The sequence below is a fragment of the Pseudomonas parafulva genome (assembly GCF_002021815.1).
In the GTDB taxonomy this organism is placed as follows: Bacteria; Pseudomonadota; Gammaproteobacteria; order Pseudomonadales; family Pseudomonadaceae; genus Aquipseudomonas; species Aquipseudomonas parafulva_B.
The window spans coordinates 2098701-2114769 of sequence record NZ_CP019952.1 but is presented as its reverse complement, the minus strand read 5'-3'; the positions used below and the strand labels follow the sequence as shown (position 1 = coordinate 2114769).

Annotated in this window: 10 protein-coding genes and 2 pseudogenes; 2 read left to right on the top strand and 10 right to left on the bottom strand. The window is 62.6% G+C overall.

Going from position 1 to position 16069, the window contains the following annotated elements; genetic code table 11:
- The first annotated feature begins 51 nt into the window (after positions 1-51).
- Positions 52-1425, top strand: coding sequence for a nucleotide 5'-monophosphate nucleosidase PpnN (ppnN, locus tag B2J77_RS09575; protein WP_058638370.1), 1374 nt, complete (start codon positions 52-54; stop codon positions 1423-1425).
- Between the two features lie 179 nt (positions 1426-1604).
- Here ppnN and B2J77_RS09570 read toward each other — a convergent pair whose 3' ends face one another.
- The 3 genes from B2J77_RS09570 to pssA all read right to left on the bottom strand — a co-directional run bounded on the left by B2J77_RS09570 (position 1605) and on the right by pssA (position 7005).
- Positions 1605-2753: a GGDEF domain-containing protein gene (locus B2J77_RS09570; RefSeq protein WP_058638371.1), complete on the bottom strand. Its 1149-nt coding sequence runs from the start codon at positions 2751-2753 to the stop codon at positions 1605-1607.
- Positions 2754-3034: 281 nt separating this feature from the next.
- Complete coding sequence (locus tag B2J77_RS09565) at positions 3035-5575, bottom strand: EAL domain-containing protein (RefSeq protein WP_078478503.1); 2541 nt, start codon at positions 5573-5575, stop codon at positions 3035-3037.
- Positions 5576-5676: 101 nt separating this feature from the next.
- Positions 5677-7005 (bottom strand): CDP-diacylglycerol--serine O-phosphatidyltransferase, encoded by a 1329-nt coding sequence (gene pssA, locus B2J77_RS09560; RefSeq protein ID WP_078478502.1) that lies wholly within the window; start codon positions 7003-7005, stop codon positions 5677-5679.
- A gap of 52 nt (positions 7006-7057) precedes the next feature.
- Here pssA and B2J77_RS09555 point away from each other — a divergent pair.
- Positions 7058-7674, top strand: a pseudogene (locus B2J77_RS09555) (helix-turn-helix domain-containing protein).
- 15 nt (positions 7675-7689) lie between these two features.
- Here the strand turns inward: B2J77_RS09555 and B2J77_RS09550 are convergent.
- The 7 genes and pseudogenes from B2J77_RS09550 to B2J77_RS09520 form a co-directional block, all read right to left on the bottom strand.
- Positions 7690-8901 (bottom strand): annotated as a pseudogene (locus tag B2J77_RS09550) (M24 family metallopeptidase).
- A gap of 150 nt (positions 8902-9051) precedes the next feature.
- Positions 9052-9930, bottom strand: a complete 879-nt coding sequence (locus B2J77_RS09545; protein WP_058638376.1) for a DMT family transporter — start codon at positions 9928-9930, stop codon at positions 9052-9054.
- A 167-nt stretch (positions 9931-10097) separates the two neighbouring features.
- On the bottom strand, positions 10098-11510 hold the full coding sequence (locus B2J77_RS09540; protein ID WP_078478501.1) for a DOPA decarboxylase: 1413 nt from the start codon (positions 11508-11510) through the stop codon (positions 10098-10100).
- Positions 11511-11628: 118 nt separating this feature from the next.
- A complete protein-coding gene (locus tag B2J77_RS09535; RefSeq protein ID WP_058638378.1) occupies positions 11629-12573 on the bottom strand; it encodes a LysR family transcriptional regulator in 945 nt (314 codons plus the stop codon).
- 99 nt (positions 12574-12672) lie between these two features.
- Complete coding sequence (locus B2J77_RS09530) at positions 12673-13383, bottom strand: YebC/PmpR family DNA-binding transcriptional regulator (protein ID WP_058605919.1); 711 nt, start codon at positions 13381-13383, stop codon at positions 12673-12675.
- A 123-nt stretch (positions 13384-13506) separates the two neighbouring features.
- Complete coding sequence (gene tam / locus B2J77_RS09525; protein WP_058638379.1) at positions 13507-14283, bottom strand: trans-aconitate 2-methyltransferase; 777 nt, start codon at positions 14281-14283, stop codon at positions 13507-13509.
- A 110-nt stretch (positions 14284-14393) separates the two neighbouring features.
- Positions 14394-15803, bottom strand: coding sequence for an amino acid permease (locus B2J77_RS09520; protein WP_027914808.1), 1410 nt, complete (start codon positions 15801-15803; stop codon positions 14394-14396).
- Positions 15804-16069: the final 266 nt, after the last annotated feature.

Below are 16069 nucleotides of genomic sequence, written 5' to 3'. Positions count from 1 at the left end.
CGGTATGGTGTGGTCAAAGAAGGATGTTTTACCCGCACAGGAAAGACTTAGATGCCCCAACGCCATGTCATCAATGCATCCGTCAGCCCCAAAGGCAGCCTAGAAACGCTGTCCCAACGTGAAGTACAGCAACTGAGCGAAGCCGGCTCCGGCACTCTTTACACCCTGTTCCGCCAGTGCGCCCTGGCCATCCTCAACACCGGCGCCCATGTCGACAATGCCAAGACCATCCTCGAGGCCTACCAGGATTTCGAAGTGCGCATCCATCAGCAGGACCGAGGCGTTCGCCTGGAGCTGCTGAACGCCCCGGCAGATGCCTTCGTCGATGGTGAAATGATCGCCAGTACCCGGGAGATGCTCTTCAGCGCCTTGCGCGATATCGTGTATACCGAAAGCGAGCTGGCCAGCCAGCGCATCGATCTGGAAAGCTCCCAGGGCATCACCGATTACGTGTTCCACTTGCTGCGCAACGCCCGCACCCTGCGTCCTGGCGTCGAGCCGAAGATGGTGGTGTGCTGGGGCGGTCACTCGATCAGCACCGAGGAATACCAGTACACCAAGAAGGTGGGCCATGAGCTGGGCCTGCGTAAGCTGGACGTGTGCACCGGTTGCGGCCCTGGCGTCATGAAAGGCCCGATGAAAGGTGCCACCATTGCCCATGCCAAACAGCGCATGCAGGGCAGTCGCTACCTGGGCCTGACGGAACCGGGCATCATTGCCGCCGAGGCGCCCAACCCGATCGTCAACGAACTGGTGATCCTGCCAGATATCGAGAAGCGCCTGGAGGCGTTCGTGCGGGTTGGTCACGGCATCATTATCTTCCCGGGCGGTGCAGGCACGGCAGAAGAATTCCTGTACCTGCTGGGTATCCTGATGCATCCGGATAACCAGGATGTACCCTTCCCGGTCGTGCTGACGGGCCCACGCAGTGCAGAGCCCTACCTGCAGCAATTGCATGCCTTCGTCGGCGCAACGCTCGGCGAGGCAGCGCATCGGTTGTACGAGATCATCATTGACGACCCGGCTGAAGTGGCGCGCCACATGGTCGAAGGGCTCAAGCAGGTCAAACAGTTCCGTCGCGAGCGCAACGATGCGTTCCATTTCAACTGGTTGCTGCGGATCGAAGAGAGCTTCCAGCGACCCTTCGACCCCACTCACCAGGCCATGGCTGACCTGGATCTGCGTCGCGAGTTGCCACCTCACGAACTGGCGGCCAATTTGCGCCGAGCGTTTTCCGGGATTGTGGCGGGTAACGTTAAGGACAAGGGCATTCGCCTGATTGAAGAGCACGGGCCCTACCAGATTCGCGGTGACAGCGCTGTGTTGGATCCGCTGGGGCGTTTGCTGCAGGCATTCGTTGACCAGCATCGGATGAAGTTGCCGGGTGGGGCGGCTTATGTGCCTTGCTATCAGGTTGTGACTTGATTCACGCTTGACGGATAAAAGGGTCGCTGCAATGGATGGCGCAGCGGCCCCAGCCTACAAACGTCCCAGCCCCTTTTGCCCGGACACTGCGGCCCACTCCGGCCGGTGAGGCCTACAGGGCTGCACACGTAGATCAATGACGAGGCAGGATTAGCCGAACAACCACACCCCTACCTCGCTCAAGAAAACTCGCCACCTGTCACCTGTCGCTCCACAAATCGAATGCTGTTGCGCCCTGCGCGCTTGGACTCGTACAACGCCACATCCCCCTGCTCGATCAGCGCCGCCAGACTCGCTGGCGCCTGGTCAAACACATTCACCCCAATGCTCAACGTCACCGCTGCAGGTGTCGGGACTGCCCCGCCGGCATAGGCCTGAAATTGCTCCCGTAGTCCCTTGGCCAACCCCAGGACCCCTTCACGGCTAGCCCCACTGAGCAAAATCACGAACTCATCCCCGCCCAACCGCGCCGCCAGGGAGCGCTCGGGCAACACCGCACGGATCATTTCACTCAAGGCCACCAGCAACCGGTCCCCCGCTGCATGCCCATGCAGGTCGTTCACCAGCTTGAAATTGTCGATATCGATCAACAACAACGCTGCAGGCCGGACATTGCTGACCTCCTTGAAGAAAGGCCCCGCACGCACTTCCAGGGCACGCCGGTTGTACAGCGCAGTCAGCGGATCCCGTGCGGCCAGCCGAGCGATGCGTTCTTCGCGGCGGTAGCGAACCGTGCCTGTCATGGACAGCGCGATCAGCATGATCGCCATGGCACCCTCCACCAGGGAGACCTGGATGATCAACCCACCGAAACTGGCCAGGTCAATCAACGTGCCCGGCGCAATCGCAATGATTGCCTTGATCACGTAGAACAACCCATGGACCAGAAGCACGTACCGCAACTGGACTGCACCTACGCTCAGCGACTGCCCATGCGGCTGCAGCAGGCTACTGGCCTTCAAGGTCAGGGCGGCAACCAGCAGCGAGTTGGTCATCAGCATGACTTTCGACCACTCTGGGCCTGCAGGCAGCAGTAACAGGGCAAACCAGATCAGCACGATCACCAGCCAGGCCCGCGAAATACGGTCCTGGGTGAAGCGCAGCACGCCCAGCAGGAACAAGCCATGGGCCACGACCAGCAGGCCGTTCGCGAACCAGATGCCGATGAACAAAAGGCCAACGCCTCGCAGCAGCGCCAAGGTGCAACCGACGGTAATGGTCGCGAACCCGGCGCTCCAGTACAGCAACGATGACTCGCGGACACTGCGCCACTCTATTGCCAGGTACAACGCCGCCGCTGCCGCCAAGGCGATGGAAATGGTGAGCATGGTAGGTGGGTCTAGCGCCATGGCGGGTGTAGCCTATCGAAGTGGTTTGTAAAGGCGGCGATTGTATGCGCTCGCGCTGGATTTTCAGAGCAGCAGACGACCGCGTGCGCCAGACTTTCCTGCTGCCGTGACTTGCAACTTCATAGCAGCCCTCTGGTAGGAGCGGCCCTTGTGCCGCGATGGGCCGCGCAGCGGCCCCGGCGATCCGTGGTACAGCGTTCAAATCCCAGGGCCGCTGCGCGGCCCACCGCGGCACAAGGACCGCCCCTACAAGTGCTACGTTAATCAGGGGTATGTGTGGCGGCCGACGCCATCAATGAGATCAACGCCTGGTTGTCCACCGGACGACTCAACCAGTAACCCTGCACCTCATGGCACTGGTCATCACTGAGCAAAGCGAGCTGCTCCGCAGTTTCCACCCCCTCGGCCGTGACCGTCATGCCCATGGCGTTCCCCAGGCTGATGATCGCCTGCACCACACTGCGGTCACTGCTGCTCTTGCCCAGCGACTGGACGAACCGACGATCGATCTTGATGCTGTCGAACGGGTAAGTACGCAGGTAGCCCAGTGACGAATAGCCTGTGCCGAAGTCGTCCATGTTCAAGCGCACACCAAGTTCCTTCAATGCGTTCATCGTCTGCAACGCGCCTTCAACGTCGTTGAGCATCACGTTCTCGGTGATTTCCAACTCCAGCCGGTGCGCAGGCAGCCCGGTGGTGCGCAAGGCCTCGGCCACATCGCGTACCACGTCGCTGCGGCTGAACTGGGCAGGGGACATGTTCACGGACACCAGCACATCGAGCGGCCAGGCTCCTGCCTCCTTGCAAGCCTCCTGCAGCACCCAGTTGCCCAGCAACACGATCACATCGCTTTCCTCGGCCAAGCCGACAAATTCGTCCGGCATCAGCAACCCAAGGCGGGGATGCTGCCAGCGCACCAGCGCTTCGGCGGAGGCGATCGTTACCCCGTCCACCTTGAACCGTGGCTGGAAATGCAAACGCAGTTCGCCACGGGGGATGCCTTCGCGCAGCTCCTGTTCGAGCACGCGCTTTTCAAGCAGCGCAGCGCTCATCTGCGTGGAGAAATACCGCCATGTGTTCTTGCCCGATTGCTTGGCCCCGTACAGCGCTACGTCGGCATAACGGATCAGGTCGCTAGGGCCACCTGGGTAATCGTCGGAGATGACCACACCCAGGCTGGCGCCTATCTGTACCTTGTGGTGCTCCACCGCCATCGGCTGCTTGAGGGTGTCGATGAGCCGGGCGCAGAACCGGTCGAGTTCATCACGCGTGCCCGGTGCGATCAGGACGATGACGAACTCGTCCCCGCCCAGGCGCGCTACCAGGTCGCTGGAACGGGTCATTTGACCAAGCCGCGTCGCCACCTCCATCAACACTGCATCACCGGCCGGGTGGCCGAGGCTGTCATTGATCGGCTTGAAGTTGTCCAGGTCGAGCATCAGCACGGCCCGCGACACCTTGGCGCTGTCCTCGAGGAAGCGGAACAGCTTGTTACGGTTGGGCAGCCCGGTCAGGGCGTCATGTTGTGACAGGTGCTGAATTCGGGCATGGGCTGCCACCTCATCGGTGATGTCGGTACAGGTGCCGCGGAATCCCTTGCAGATTTTGTGCTCGATGATGGCCCTGGCCGCGATTCGGCACTCGCGTCGCTGCCCGGCCTTGTCCAGGTAATGGCAGCGCAGCGTGCCGGTAGACTCGCTGGCGCCCAGGCTGTGCAGCCAGGTTTCGACATGACCGGTTTCACAATCGAACAACGTGCAGATCGGCTGATTGAGCCAGAGCTCGGCGTCGTGCCCGGTCAGTTCGGTAAAGCGTGGTGAAAGATAGATCAGGTGCTGCTGCGCATCGGTCTCCCAGATCCAGTCGGAAGCCGCCTCGGCCACGGCCTTGAAGCGCGCTTCGCTGGCCTCCAGCGCCCGCTTGGAAATAGCCAGCTGATGGTAGCTGCGGTCAATGTCGGCGCTGGTGCGCATGGCATAGCGTGCAAGCAATACCATCAGTGCCAGGATGATCAGCAGCGCCACCGCCAGCGGTGTGAATACCGTTTGCAACAGATCGCTGCCGGGCTGGTCCATGCGCCAGGTCAAACGATAGGGAACCCCCTGAAGTCGCAAATGCCCCATATCGTCCGCAGCATTGTCGCTTGCCGCGATAGCCAAGTCCGTGAGGCCGGCCGTCTTACCCATCTGACTCAGCAAGTCGGCCTCGATCAATCGAATGAAGACCATCACCGAGTGATGCTTAGCCAGGCTGTCGGCGAGGCCAGGAGGACGTATCACGGCAGAGGTAAAGACCGCGGGCTGGCCAGCAAACATGACGTAGCCTGACGCCGGTTGCTTCTGCGCCATGGCCTGGCGGGCTTGTTGCAGGATGCGATGACCCTCGGGGCTGAAGTGATCGAAACCCAAGTCTGTCAGACGCCCTTGCACTATTGCATAAAGCGTACCCTGATCATCCAGGACGAACACGCCCGCATAGCCATCATCGCTATAGAGCGTGGCACCAACGTTGCCCTCATCGAACGCCCATTGCCGGTCCGCTGGACGCGCCAGATGGTCGTAAGCTGCCTGCCAGGAAGCATGGGTCCACAGATAGGCGCGCTCGGCCTTGTGCAACTGTGCCAAGGCCGCATTCGCATGGAATTGGCTTTGTTCCAGCTCCCGCTGATCGAGCGAAACGGCGATGCGATAAAGCGACACCAGCCCCAGGATCATCGCCAACAAAAGCAGGCCCGAAAAAGCCAGCACAAGGCGGCGAACCATACGGCTGCGCGGCGAATCATTGCCAAAAGCTGCTTCCATTCCTTGAGCGCCTATTGTCGGGGATGCACAGGGTGGACCTACAGCGTGCCCGGCCGATCAACGCTATCGACCATCGGGCAGGCCGCACTACAGCGCCTGCCCTACAGCACCCGCTTGATCAACGGTTCCAACCGACTATAGCGTAGCCTGCGCAGCAGCTTGCGCACGGGTTTGGGGTGTTCGGCCTTGACGCCTAGAGCGTGCGCCGAACCGATAGCCGGGGCATGTTCACGCAATGCGCTCAGCTCCTGCTCGCACGGCCCCCGCCATTGCCCAAGGGGGTCATCGATAAGCAGGCCGTTCTCCAGGTCCAGGTTGAAGCCGCGCGGGTTCAGGTTGTTGCCGGTCAGCAAGCTATAACGTTCATCGACCCACACGCCCTTGGCATGAAAGGTGTGCCCGGGATCGTTCCACAATCGGACCTGCAGCTGACCACTGGCCAGCAGGTGCTCGCGACGGCGCGCAAAGGCCCTGAGGTTGTCTTCATACAGATAAGGCAATGCCCCGCTGGCATGGAACGGCTCCCCCGGAGGGACGTAGAAGTCATTGGCAGTACGATGGCCGACGATGAACTCTACCTGCACGCCGCGTGCCAACGCGTCGTCAATTTCGCGCATCACGACCCGCGGCGGATTGAAGTACGGGGTGCTGATGACGATACGTTCGCGGGCCACGGCCAACAGCGCGCACACCGTCTTGTTCAATGCATTGCGCCTGCCGACGCCGATCAGCGGAATCACTCGCAGGTTCCCCGGCTCGGTTGCAGGGCCTGGTGCATATGTCAGCCGGCGCATCCGTGCCCGCAGACGGCGAATGTCACTGCGCAAATCGGCGGTCGAAGGCGGCGCAGGAAGGTCCAGGCGCGGCGTGGCCTGCGGGTGAAGCAGCCGATGCACCAGGTCGACCATGCAATCGGCCAGGGCCTTGCTGTGGAACAGGTGGTAGCGATCGAGCCGGTAACGGTCGAACCGATGCAGGTAGACGTTGTTGAGGCTGGCACCGGTGTAGATGACGCAGTCATCGATGATGCTACCCTTGAGGTGCAGCACCCCGAAGAGTTCGCGGGTCTGCACAGGCACGCCGTAGATCGCGATGTCCAACTGGCGGCTCTGGCGCTCGGCCTGGTACCAGGCTGCATTGCCAGGCTGCCTGCCCGCCCCCAGCAGGCCACGCCGGGCCCGGAACCAGTCCACCACGACGGTTATTTCAAGCCCTGGACGAGCCGCCTTGGCCTGATAGAGTGCGTCCAGCACCTCCTGGCCCGCCTCGTCATGTTGCAAGTAGAGCGCCACGATGACGATCCGCCGGGTCGCTGCGCCGATACGCTCGAGCAGGCAGGCCCGGTAGGCCTGGGCATCGGGGAGCACTTCGATCGCATCGGCGGCCAACGGGTAGCCTGGCAACTGGGCCAACAGGTTTTCTGGGTTCACTTGCAGCCACCTTCTGGGCAAACTATGCCCCAGCTTGCACAGGAATCGCCCAATGGTCCACCCCGCTTCGGTAAATCCACACTCCGGCACGGTCAAGACATTCGGTTTTCTGATCATGCCCAATTTCACCACCATCGGCCTGGCATCGGCGGTGGAAACGCTGCGCAAGGCCAACCTGGCCGCATGTAGGCCCGTGTTTCACAGCGTACTGATCGCGGCGCAGGAGGGGCCGGTCACCGCCAGCAACGGCATGCGCGTGCTGCCCGATTACACGCTCGTGATGACCAGCGCTGGACGTACTGTTGGTAGCGGGCCTTAACCCCATCGAGCGCGGCCCTGCCACCGGGGCGCACATCCGCTGAAGTCGTTGCGATCATGGAAGCCAACCTCGAGGAGCCGTTGGCACCCAGCGAGCTGGCCAACCTGACCGGCATCACCGTGCGTCAGCTCGAGCGCCTGTTCAAGCATCAGCTGCAACGTACCCCCACGCGCTATTACCAGGAACTACGGCTAACCCATGCCAGGCAGTTGCTGCTGCAAGGCGACGCGCCGGTTGGCGACGTCGCACTGGCCTGCGGCTTCGGCTCGGCGGCGCACTTTTCCAAGGCGTACAGCCGACTGTTCGGTGTTTCGCCTTCCGCGCAGCGCCGCCTGGCAGCCTTGCGCTGACAGAGCGCTCGCTGCTCATTTGCAGATGACGTTGTGCTGCGGCCCATAGGGGAACTGAGTAATGTTCTCGGCCCCCTGCTCGGTCACGACCAGAATGTCATGCTCGCGATAGCCGCCTGCCCCTGGCAGGCCCTGTGGCAGCATGATCATGGGCTCGATCGACACCACCATGCCCGGCTCCAGAACGGTGTCGATGTCCTCGCGCAACTCCAGGCCGGCCTCGCGCCCGTAGTAGTGGCACAACACGCCGAAGGAATGGCCGTAGCCGAAGGTACGGTATTGCAGCAGGTCGTGCTGGCGGTAGATTTCATTGAGCTCAGCAGCAATGTCGCAACACCGTACGCCTGGACGGACGAGGCGTTGACCTGCCTCGTGCACCTGAACGTTCACCTGCCACAGGCGCAGGTACTCGTCCGGGCAGTGATCGAGAAAGAGTGTGCGCTCCAACGCCGTGTAGTAGCCGCTGATCATCGGGAAGCAGTTGAGGCTGAGGATTTCGCCCCGGCCCACGCGACGGCTGGTTACCGGATTGTGGGCGCCATCGGTGTTGGGCCCGGATTGAAACAGCGTCCAGGTGTCCATCAACTGGCTGTCGGGATAGCGCCTGGCAATGTCCCGGACCATGGCCTGGGTGGCATGCAGTGCCACCTCGAACTCCGGCGCCTGGTCAGCCAGCGCGTCGATCACCGCCGCACCGCCGACTTTGGCGACCTGTGCCCCCTGGCGGATCAGGGCCTGCTCTTCAGCCGACTTGATCAGCCGCAGGCGCATGCAGGCGGTGCTGATATCGACCAGCCCGGCATGCGGGTAGCATGCCGCGAGTGCGGCATGGGTGTGGCGCGTCAGGTGATCACCCTCCACGCCAATGCGCCCCGCCTGCGGCAGCGCCTGGCGCAGGGCGGTGAAAAAACTGCCCTGCCGCCAGTCGGTGTAGACGATGTTGTCGGTGCCGATAGACCGACGCCATGGCTGACCGCCATCGATGTTGGCACTGATCGGGACGACCTGATCAGGGGTGATCACCACCGCGTAGGCGCGCCCAAACGCGCAATAGAGGTAGTCACTCTAGTAGTTGACGTTGTGGTAGGAAATAAAGACGAGTGCCTCGAGCTGCTGGGCGCTCATCAGGGTGCGCACCTCGGCATGCCGGCGGGCATATTCTTGAGCCAAGAACGTCGCTTCGACCTTCTGGCCATTGCGAATCCTGAGGGTATCGGGCATGTGCATGATCGTGATTCCTTGGGGTTGTGAGCATGCAAGTCAGGCCGGCCGCCTGAAAGCATTGCAGCACGCAACCCACATGCACGTTTGTACCCAAGCGACTTCGAATTGGCAGCAGTACTGCCTTTCACATCTGCAGTGGCACTGGCCAGTGCGCTAACGCCGCCGTTGCATCCAGGCTGCCCCCAGCCCACTGAGGCAGATCACGCAAATCCCGACCAGGCTGAGCGTATCGGGGGTCTGGCCATAGAACACCAGGCCTAGCAGGCCAGCGAAGACGATCTGGCAGTAGCTGAACGGCGCCAACAGCGCAGGCGCTGCGAAACGGAAGGCCTGGGTCAGCAGCAGGTGAGCGGTCATACCGAAACCACCCAGCGCCAGCATCAGCAAGGCATGGTCCCAGCGCGGCGTTTCCCAGAAAAACGGCACCAGCGCACTCATGGCCAGGGTGTTGCACAACCCTGCATAGAAATTGCTGGTGGTCGGGCTGTCGTGCGCCGCCAGGATGCGGGTCAACAATTGGTAGAAAGAGAAGCCCAGCGCCGAGCCGAACGGGTACAGGATGGCGGGCGTGAACAGCGCCCCGCCTGGATGCACGACAATCAGCACCCCCAGAAAGCCCAATACCACTGCCACCCATTGCGCTATCGTGACCCGTTCCTTGAGCAGTGGTACAGACAGGGCAGTGACCAGTACCGGTGCAAGGAAGTTGACCGCAGTCGCTTCGGCCAATGGCAGGTACTGCAACCCAGAGGTGAACAGCAGGCTGGTGCTGAGCAGGCTCAAGGCGCGCAAGGTTTGCAGCAGCGGGCGTCGGGTGCGCAACACGTTGATGCCCGAGCGCGGCAGGAAAATGCCAGCCATCAACAGTGTGTGCACCACGTACCGTGCCCACACCACCATCACGATCGGGTACAGCCCTCCCAGGAACTTGGACAAGGCGTCGTGGCTGGCGAACATGAACGTGGCGCACACCACCAACACGATGCCGCGAAGCGGTTGGTTGACGCCGGACAGCGGGGTACTGGAACTCATGGCTCTCTCGAAGTGGACGCAAAACCGCGCTGCGCCATTATGAAGCCGCGCGCACGCCCCGATTGGGCGTGGCAGCAGGATTCTAGAAGAGATACCGGGCACGCGGAAGTTCAATCATCACCACAGCGTGTTTTTCCTTGGGGCAACGGGTACGGGCGCCACGGCTGTCAGCCCTGCACCACATGCTGCAGCCTGGCCCAGAGACGTTGCACATCCTCCTTCTCAGTGCCCAGGGCGCCAATCGACACACGCACCATCCAGCGTCCGTCGAGCACCGCGGGCGTCACATAGGCGTCGCCCGATGCATTCATGCGCTCGGCCCAGGCTCGGGTATGGGCGTCCAGCGCCTGGCCGGCCATCCCTTCAGGGCAATGCCGAAGGCACAGCGTCTGCAACGGCACAGGGGCGAGCAACTGCCAGTCGCTTGCCGCGCGCACTTGTTCGGCCAGCCACCTGGCATTGTCCAGGTCCCTGCGCAGCCGTGCTTGCAAGGCCTCGACACCTTCTGCGCGCAACATGAACCACAGTTTCAAGGCGCGGAACCTGCGCCCCAAGGGAATGCCCCAGTCGCGCAGGTTCTTGACCTGCCCATCGACCGAGGACTGCAAGTAGCTGGGGTTGGTGCTCATCACGCGCACAAGGTGCTGGGGGTCGCGCACATAATAGACCGAGCAGTCGAACGCTACCCCCAGCCATTTGTGCGCATTGACCACCACCGAATCGGCAAGCTCTATCCCATCCCACATCCAGCGGCACTCGGGCAGTATCATCGCCGAGCCGGACATGGCTGAGTCCACGTGCAGCCACAGGCCATGTTGCTGGGCCAGCGCGCTGATGGCGCGCAGCGGATCGAGGGCCGTAGTGGCGGTAGTGCCGCAGGTGGCAACGATCGCACACGGCCGATTGCCAGCCGCCAGGTCCTGTTCGATGGCCTGCTCGAGCGCAGTCGGGCACAGCGCATAGGCTTCATCGGTCGCGATCAGGCGGATATTGTCGCGGCCAAAGCCTGCCAGCAACGCCGCCTTGTCCACCGAACTGTGGGCATGGGCGCTGACATACACGATCAGGGGCTGGTCCTGGCCTTGAAGCCCGTGACGGACCAGGGCGTAATCACTTGAGCGCTCACGGGCGCAGATGAGCGCGACCAGGGTGCTGGTCGAGGCGGTGTCCTGAATCACCCCGCTCCACTGCTGCGACAAACCCAGCATCTGGCGCAACCAGTCCAAGGTCGTTTCTTCCAGTTCGCTCAACGCTGGGCTCGATTGCCACGACAAGCCCAGTACGCCAAGCCCGGTACTCAGGAAGTCCCCCAGCACGGAGGACAGCGTCCCATTGGAGGGAAAATAACCGTAGAAATCCGGGTGCTGCCAATGGGACAGGCCCGGCATGATCAACCCGTCCACGTCCTTGAGAATCGCGTCGAACGGCTCGCCCTGTTGCGGCGCGGCCGGCGGCAGCGCCGCCTTCAGGTAACCGGGCTCGACCTGGGCCATGACCGGGCGCTGCTGCACGGTCTGGCGGTAATCGGCGATCAGGTCGATCAGTTGATGGCCATACTGGCGAAACGCTTCGGGGGTCATGCACGTGCTCCTGTGGTGGGCGCCTCACGCGCTGACGGCGGTCAGTGCGTGAGGCGGCTGGCTGGGAGCAGTGTAGAGTGCGCCGCCTGCGCGAAGAACCGCGCCCTGCGCATAGCTGCTATGGCAAATACGCAACGCCGCCCTGGACACCGAATTGAGATTGGCGCCACAGGTCGAACACCCGGTTTCGAAACCAGCGATGCTCGGCCGACCCATGCAAACGTTCGTGCCACACCACCCAATACCGCTGACTGTGCTCGACGAACCCCAACGGGCGCCATGCCAGCGGATGCAGGCGGCACAATTGGCGGGCGATGTGTTCGGGCACGGTAGCCACTGCCTGGCTGCTGGCGACCACCTTTACCGTTGCGCAAAAAAACGGCACTTGCAGGCTGATGTGCCGTTGCAGGCCCTGCGCACGCAGATGCTGGTCAATGAAGCTGTCCTTGTCCCCGCCACCGGAGATTCGTACATGCCTGCACGCCAGGTAGTCGCTTTGCGAAACCCGCCCATGGGCGGTCAAGGGATGATCCGGTGCCATCAGGCACACCGCCCGATCCTCGCCCAGCAGACGCCCGTGCACATTGGGCGGCGACTCGTCGAACAAGGTGGTGGCAAGGTCGATCTCGCCACTGGCGAGCAGGTCATATTGCCCGGCTTGCCAGGTGCGGTACTCCAGGCTGATGCCTGGCGCTTCCTGCTCCAGCGCCGTCACCAGCAAAGGGAGCATATGCTCGGCGACATAATCGGAAGCAGCAAGGCAAAAGCGGCGTTGGCAGCGGCCAGGCTCGAATACCGCAGGCTGACGAAGCGCCTGCAGCTCGTCCAGCACCTGGCGCAAGGGCTCGCGTAGCGTCTGGGCATGCTCGCTCAGCACGTAGCCTCGGCCTTGACGCACCAGCAGCGGGTCGTCGAAGGCCTCGCGAAGTTGAGCCAACTGGCGGCTCAAGGCCGACTGGCTCACGCCCAGCCGCTCAGCCGCCCGGCTAAGGTTCTGCACCTGCAGCAGGTGATCGAGCACCCGCAGGTGCCCAAGGCTGAGCGTGGCAAAGGCAGGATTCACGGCAGCTCCCGCTCGGGGCACGCCCCGGTGCAGCGCTGCCCAGCCATCGCCTGTACGAGACGCCTGGCAATGGGCAGCATCGGCAGATGGGGCTCGAGCTTACTGCGTCAAGCCAACGTAGACGTTCTGGACGTCGTCGTTCTCGTCGATGGCTTCGAGAAACGCCTCGACTTCGGCCAGGGCTTCGGCACTCAGGCTCGAAGCACTCACCGGGTTTTTCGGGGTGTAGCCGATCTTGGCCGACGTGACGGTGAAACCGTGCCCCGGCAGGGCCTTCTGCACAGCGTCCAGGTCGGTGGTATCGGTGATGAACAGGGTAGACCCCTCCTCTTCGCCTTCTTCGAAGTCCTGGGCCCCGGCTTCGATGGCAGCCATCTCAGGATCAGCGTCACCGTTGGGGGTGGCTTCGATCAGCCCGACATGGTTGAAGTCCCAGGAGACCGAGCCGCTGGCACCGAGCTGACCCTTGCGGAACAGCACACGAATTTGCGCGACCGTGCGGTTGACGTTGTCAGTCAGGCACTCGACGATCAGCGGGACCTGGTGCGGGGCGAAGCCTTCGTAGCTGACAGCCGCATACTGCACGGCATCGCCATCCAGGCCAGCACCCTTGCGAATGGCCCGCTCCAGGGTTTCGCGGGTCATCGAAGCCTTTTTGGCCTGTTCGATGGCCAGGCGCAGACGCGGGTTCATGTCCGGGTCGGCGCCGGATTTGGCGGCGATCTGGATTTCCTTGGACAGCTTGCCCATGACCTTGCCCTTGGCGTTGGCCGCGGCTTCTTTATGTTTGGCTTTCCACTGTGCGCCCATGTCGACTCTCTTGTTTCAGCGGCCGGTTCAGGAAGCGACCGGCACAAAAAGTGGGAGCAGTTTATACGCCTATGGGCAAGGATCGACAACCGTCTGCGCTGCGCCGACCCCTCACCAGAAGATTCAGCGGGTAGCGACTACGAACAAGCGCGGAAACGGCAGCAGCACCTTGCCATCGGAAGCTGGCGGGTAGGCGCCTTGCATCGCCTGCAGGTACATCTGCAGGAAATCATCCTGCTCATGCGGTTGCAGCCGTGACAGGTAAGGCCGCAAGGCCGAACCCTTGAACCACTGCACCACGCCCTCAGCGCCGTCGGCCAAGGGGTGGTGGTAGGTGGTGCGCCACACTTCCACCCGGGCACACAGCGGGCTCAACAGATCGTAATAGAACGCCGTGCCATGGCGCGGCGGCAACTGGAAGTCCTCGAACTTGGCCGCCCACGGGCCACGGCAGGCGATCTCGCGCAGTGCGGTATGCGCGGGCTCCTCCAGGTTGTCGGGCGTCTGCACCGCAAGGCTTGCCCCTTCGCTGAGCTGACGCACCAAGTGCGGGTACAGCCGCCCGTGGTCGGGCACCCATTGCAGCGAGGCGTTGGCCAGGATCAGGTCCTGGGGCTCAGGAGCGGACCAGCCTGCGATGTCCGCCGTGACCATGTGCACGCGGGGGATGCACAGCCGCTTGCGCTCTCGGGCCTTCTCGATCATGTCCGGGTCGCTGTCCAGCGCGGTCACCTGCGCGTCGGGGCAGCGCTGCAGCAGCACCTCGGTGGAATTGCCGGGCCCGCAGCCCAGGTCGGTGGCATGCCGCACCGGGCGCGGCGGCACCGCCCCCAGCAGGTCGCGCACCGGCCGGGTGCGTTCGTCTTCGAACAAGGAATACTGGGTGGCAGACCAGGACATGGCGACGTTCTCCGATGAGCGATGCCCTCCAGCATATGCCATCTGTCGCCCAAAACGCGAAGCGGCCGGCCCCTTGGAGGGAACCGGCCGCTTCGCAGAGCCAATGAGGCTTAGTGTCGAGGCGCGCTGCGCATCTGGTGCACAACCCCCATCGCCACCACCAGCGCCGCCGCGATGCCGGTGGAGATCACCAGGATCTGGTAGTCAGGCATGAACGCCATGGTCACCAGGGCCGCCACGATGAAGGCGATCACCAGGTAGGTGAGCCACGGGAACAGCCACATTTTGAGGCGCACTTCCTTGCCTTCGGCAATCAGCTTGCGGCGCATGCGCAGTTGGGAGAACGCGATCACCAGGTACACCAGCAGGGCAATCATGCCCGTGGTGTTCATCAGGGTATCGAGTACGTCCTTGGGGCGCAGGGTCTCGCTGAAGTTGATCAGCGCACACACCACTGCCACCGCGCACGAGCCCATGATCGCGTACACCGGCACGCCAGTGCCGGCACGGGTGATCTTGAAGAACGACGGTGCGTCACCACGCTGGGCCAGGGAGAACAGCATGCGCGAGGCGGTGTAGTGGCCAGAGATCAGGCAGCTGCTCACCGAGGTCAGCACCACGAAGTTCATCAGCAACTCGGCGTAAGGCACGCCCAGCAGCTCAAGGGTACGGCGATAGGCGCCGTATCCGGAGACGCCCAGGTGCGGGTCGTTCCACGGTACCAGGCAGACGATCAGGAAGATCGAGCCTACGTAGAACAGGCACACGCGCCATACCACCGAGTTGGTGGCCTTGACGATCTGCGCTGCCGGGTCCTTGGCCTCGGAGGCTGCGATGGTCACGATCTCGGCGCCCAGGAATGCAAACATCACCCCCAGCAACGCCCCGATGACTGTGGTGATGCCATTGGGCATGAACCCTTCGGCGGTCAGGTGGGTAATGCCCCGCACCTCGCCGAATTGCCAGATGTTGAGCACCGCTGCGGTACAGACGATCAGGAAGCAGACGATCGCGATGACCTTGATCAGGGCGAACCAGAACTCGAACTCACCGTAGTGCTTGACGTTGAAGAAGTTGACCGTGATCAGCAGCAACGTCGTGGCCAGCACGAACACGTTGACACTCACATCTGGGAAGAACCCGTGCAGGATCTTGCCGGCTACGTAGGCTTCCCAGGCCATGAGAATGACCCAGTACCACCAGTACAGCCAGCCGATGGTGAAGCCGGCCCAGCGCCCGATGGCGCGGTCGGCGTAGGTGGAAAACGAGCCCGTGTCGGGTGAAGACGTTGCCATTTCGCCAAGCATGCGCATGATCAGCACCACGAGGATGCCGCCTGCCAGGTAGGCCAGCACCGCGGCCGGCCCGGCGCTGTGGATCACGCTGCCGGATCCTACGAACAAGGCGCCGCCGATGACCCCGGCGATGGACATCATCGTCAGGTGGCGCGACTTCAGCGAGGCACTGAGCTTGCTCTCATGCCCGCCGTTCGCGGTGGTGGTTGTGGATGTTGCGTCCATCAGTTGTGTACCCCGTGCTTCTTTTTATCCAAGGAAAACCGTGAAACCCCGATGGCTGGCGGTTTCACCTGTACATCAGTGCTAATGCGCGCAGGAGGTGTGAACGAACACACGCAGGCCATCCATGGCGGCCTGCTGACGCGCCCCAGGGCTGAGGCCTGGAGCGAACTGAACATGCTTTGTGTGGCGATATCCGACACCTAATGTAAAAATGTCCATCGCAGAGAGCCATGCACAGTGGCATGAAACTCGCACTGCACTGTACA

What these genes read in the sequence shown, in the direction of transcription:
- B2J77_RS09530 (WP_058605919.1), bottom strand. Translation starts at nt 13,383, where the DNA reads ATGGGCGCACAGTGGAAAGCCAAACATAAAGAAGCCGCGGCCAACGCC.
- tam (WP_058638379.1), bottom strand. Translation starts at nt 14,283, where the DNA reads ATGTCCTGGTCTGCCACCCAGTATTCCTTGTTCGAAGACGAACGCACC.
- B2J77_RS09570 (WP_058638371.1), bottom strand. Translation starts at nt 2,753, where the DNA reads ATGCTCACCATTTCCATCGCCTTGGCGGCAGCGGCGGCGTTGTACCTG.
- B2J77_RS09545 (WP_058638376.1), bottom strand. Translation starts at nt 9,930, where the DNA reads ATGAGTTCCAGTACCCCGCTGTCCGGCGTCAACCAACCGCTTCGCGGC.
- B2J77_RS09540 (WP_078478501.1), bottom strand. Translation starts at nt 11,510, where the DNA reads ATGACCCCCGAAGCGTTTCGCCAGTATGGCCATCAACTGATCGACCTG.
- ppnN (WP_058638370.1), top strand. Translation starts at nt 52, where the DNA reads ATGCCCCAACGCCATGTCATCAATGCATCCGTCAGCCCCAAAGGCAGC.
- B2J77_RS09565 (WP_078478503.1), bottom strand. Translation starts at nt 5,575, where the DNA reads ATGGAAGCAGCTTTTGGCAATGATTCGCCGCGCAGCCGTATGGTTCGC.
- B2J77_RS09520 (WP_027914808.1), bottom strand. Translation starts at nt 15,803, where the DNA reads ATGGACGCAACATCCACAACCACCACCGCGAACGGCGGGCATGAGAGC.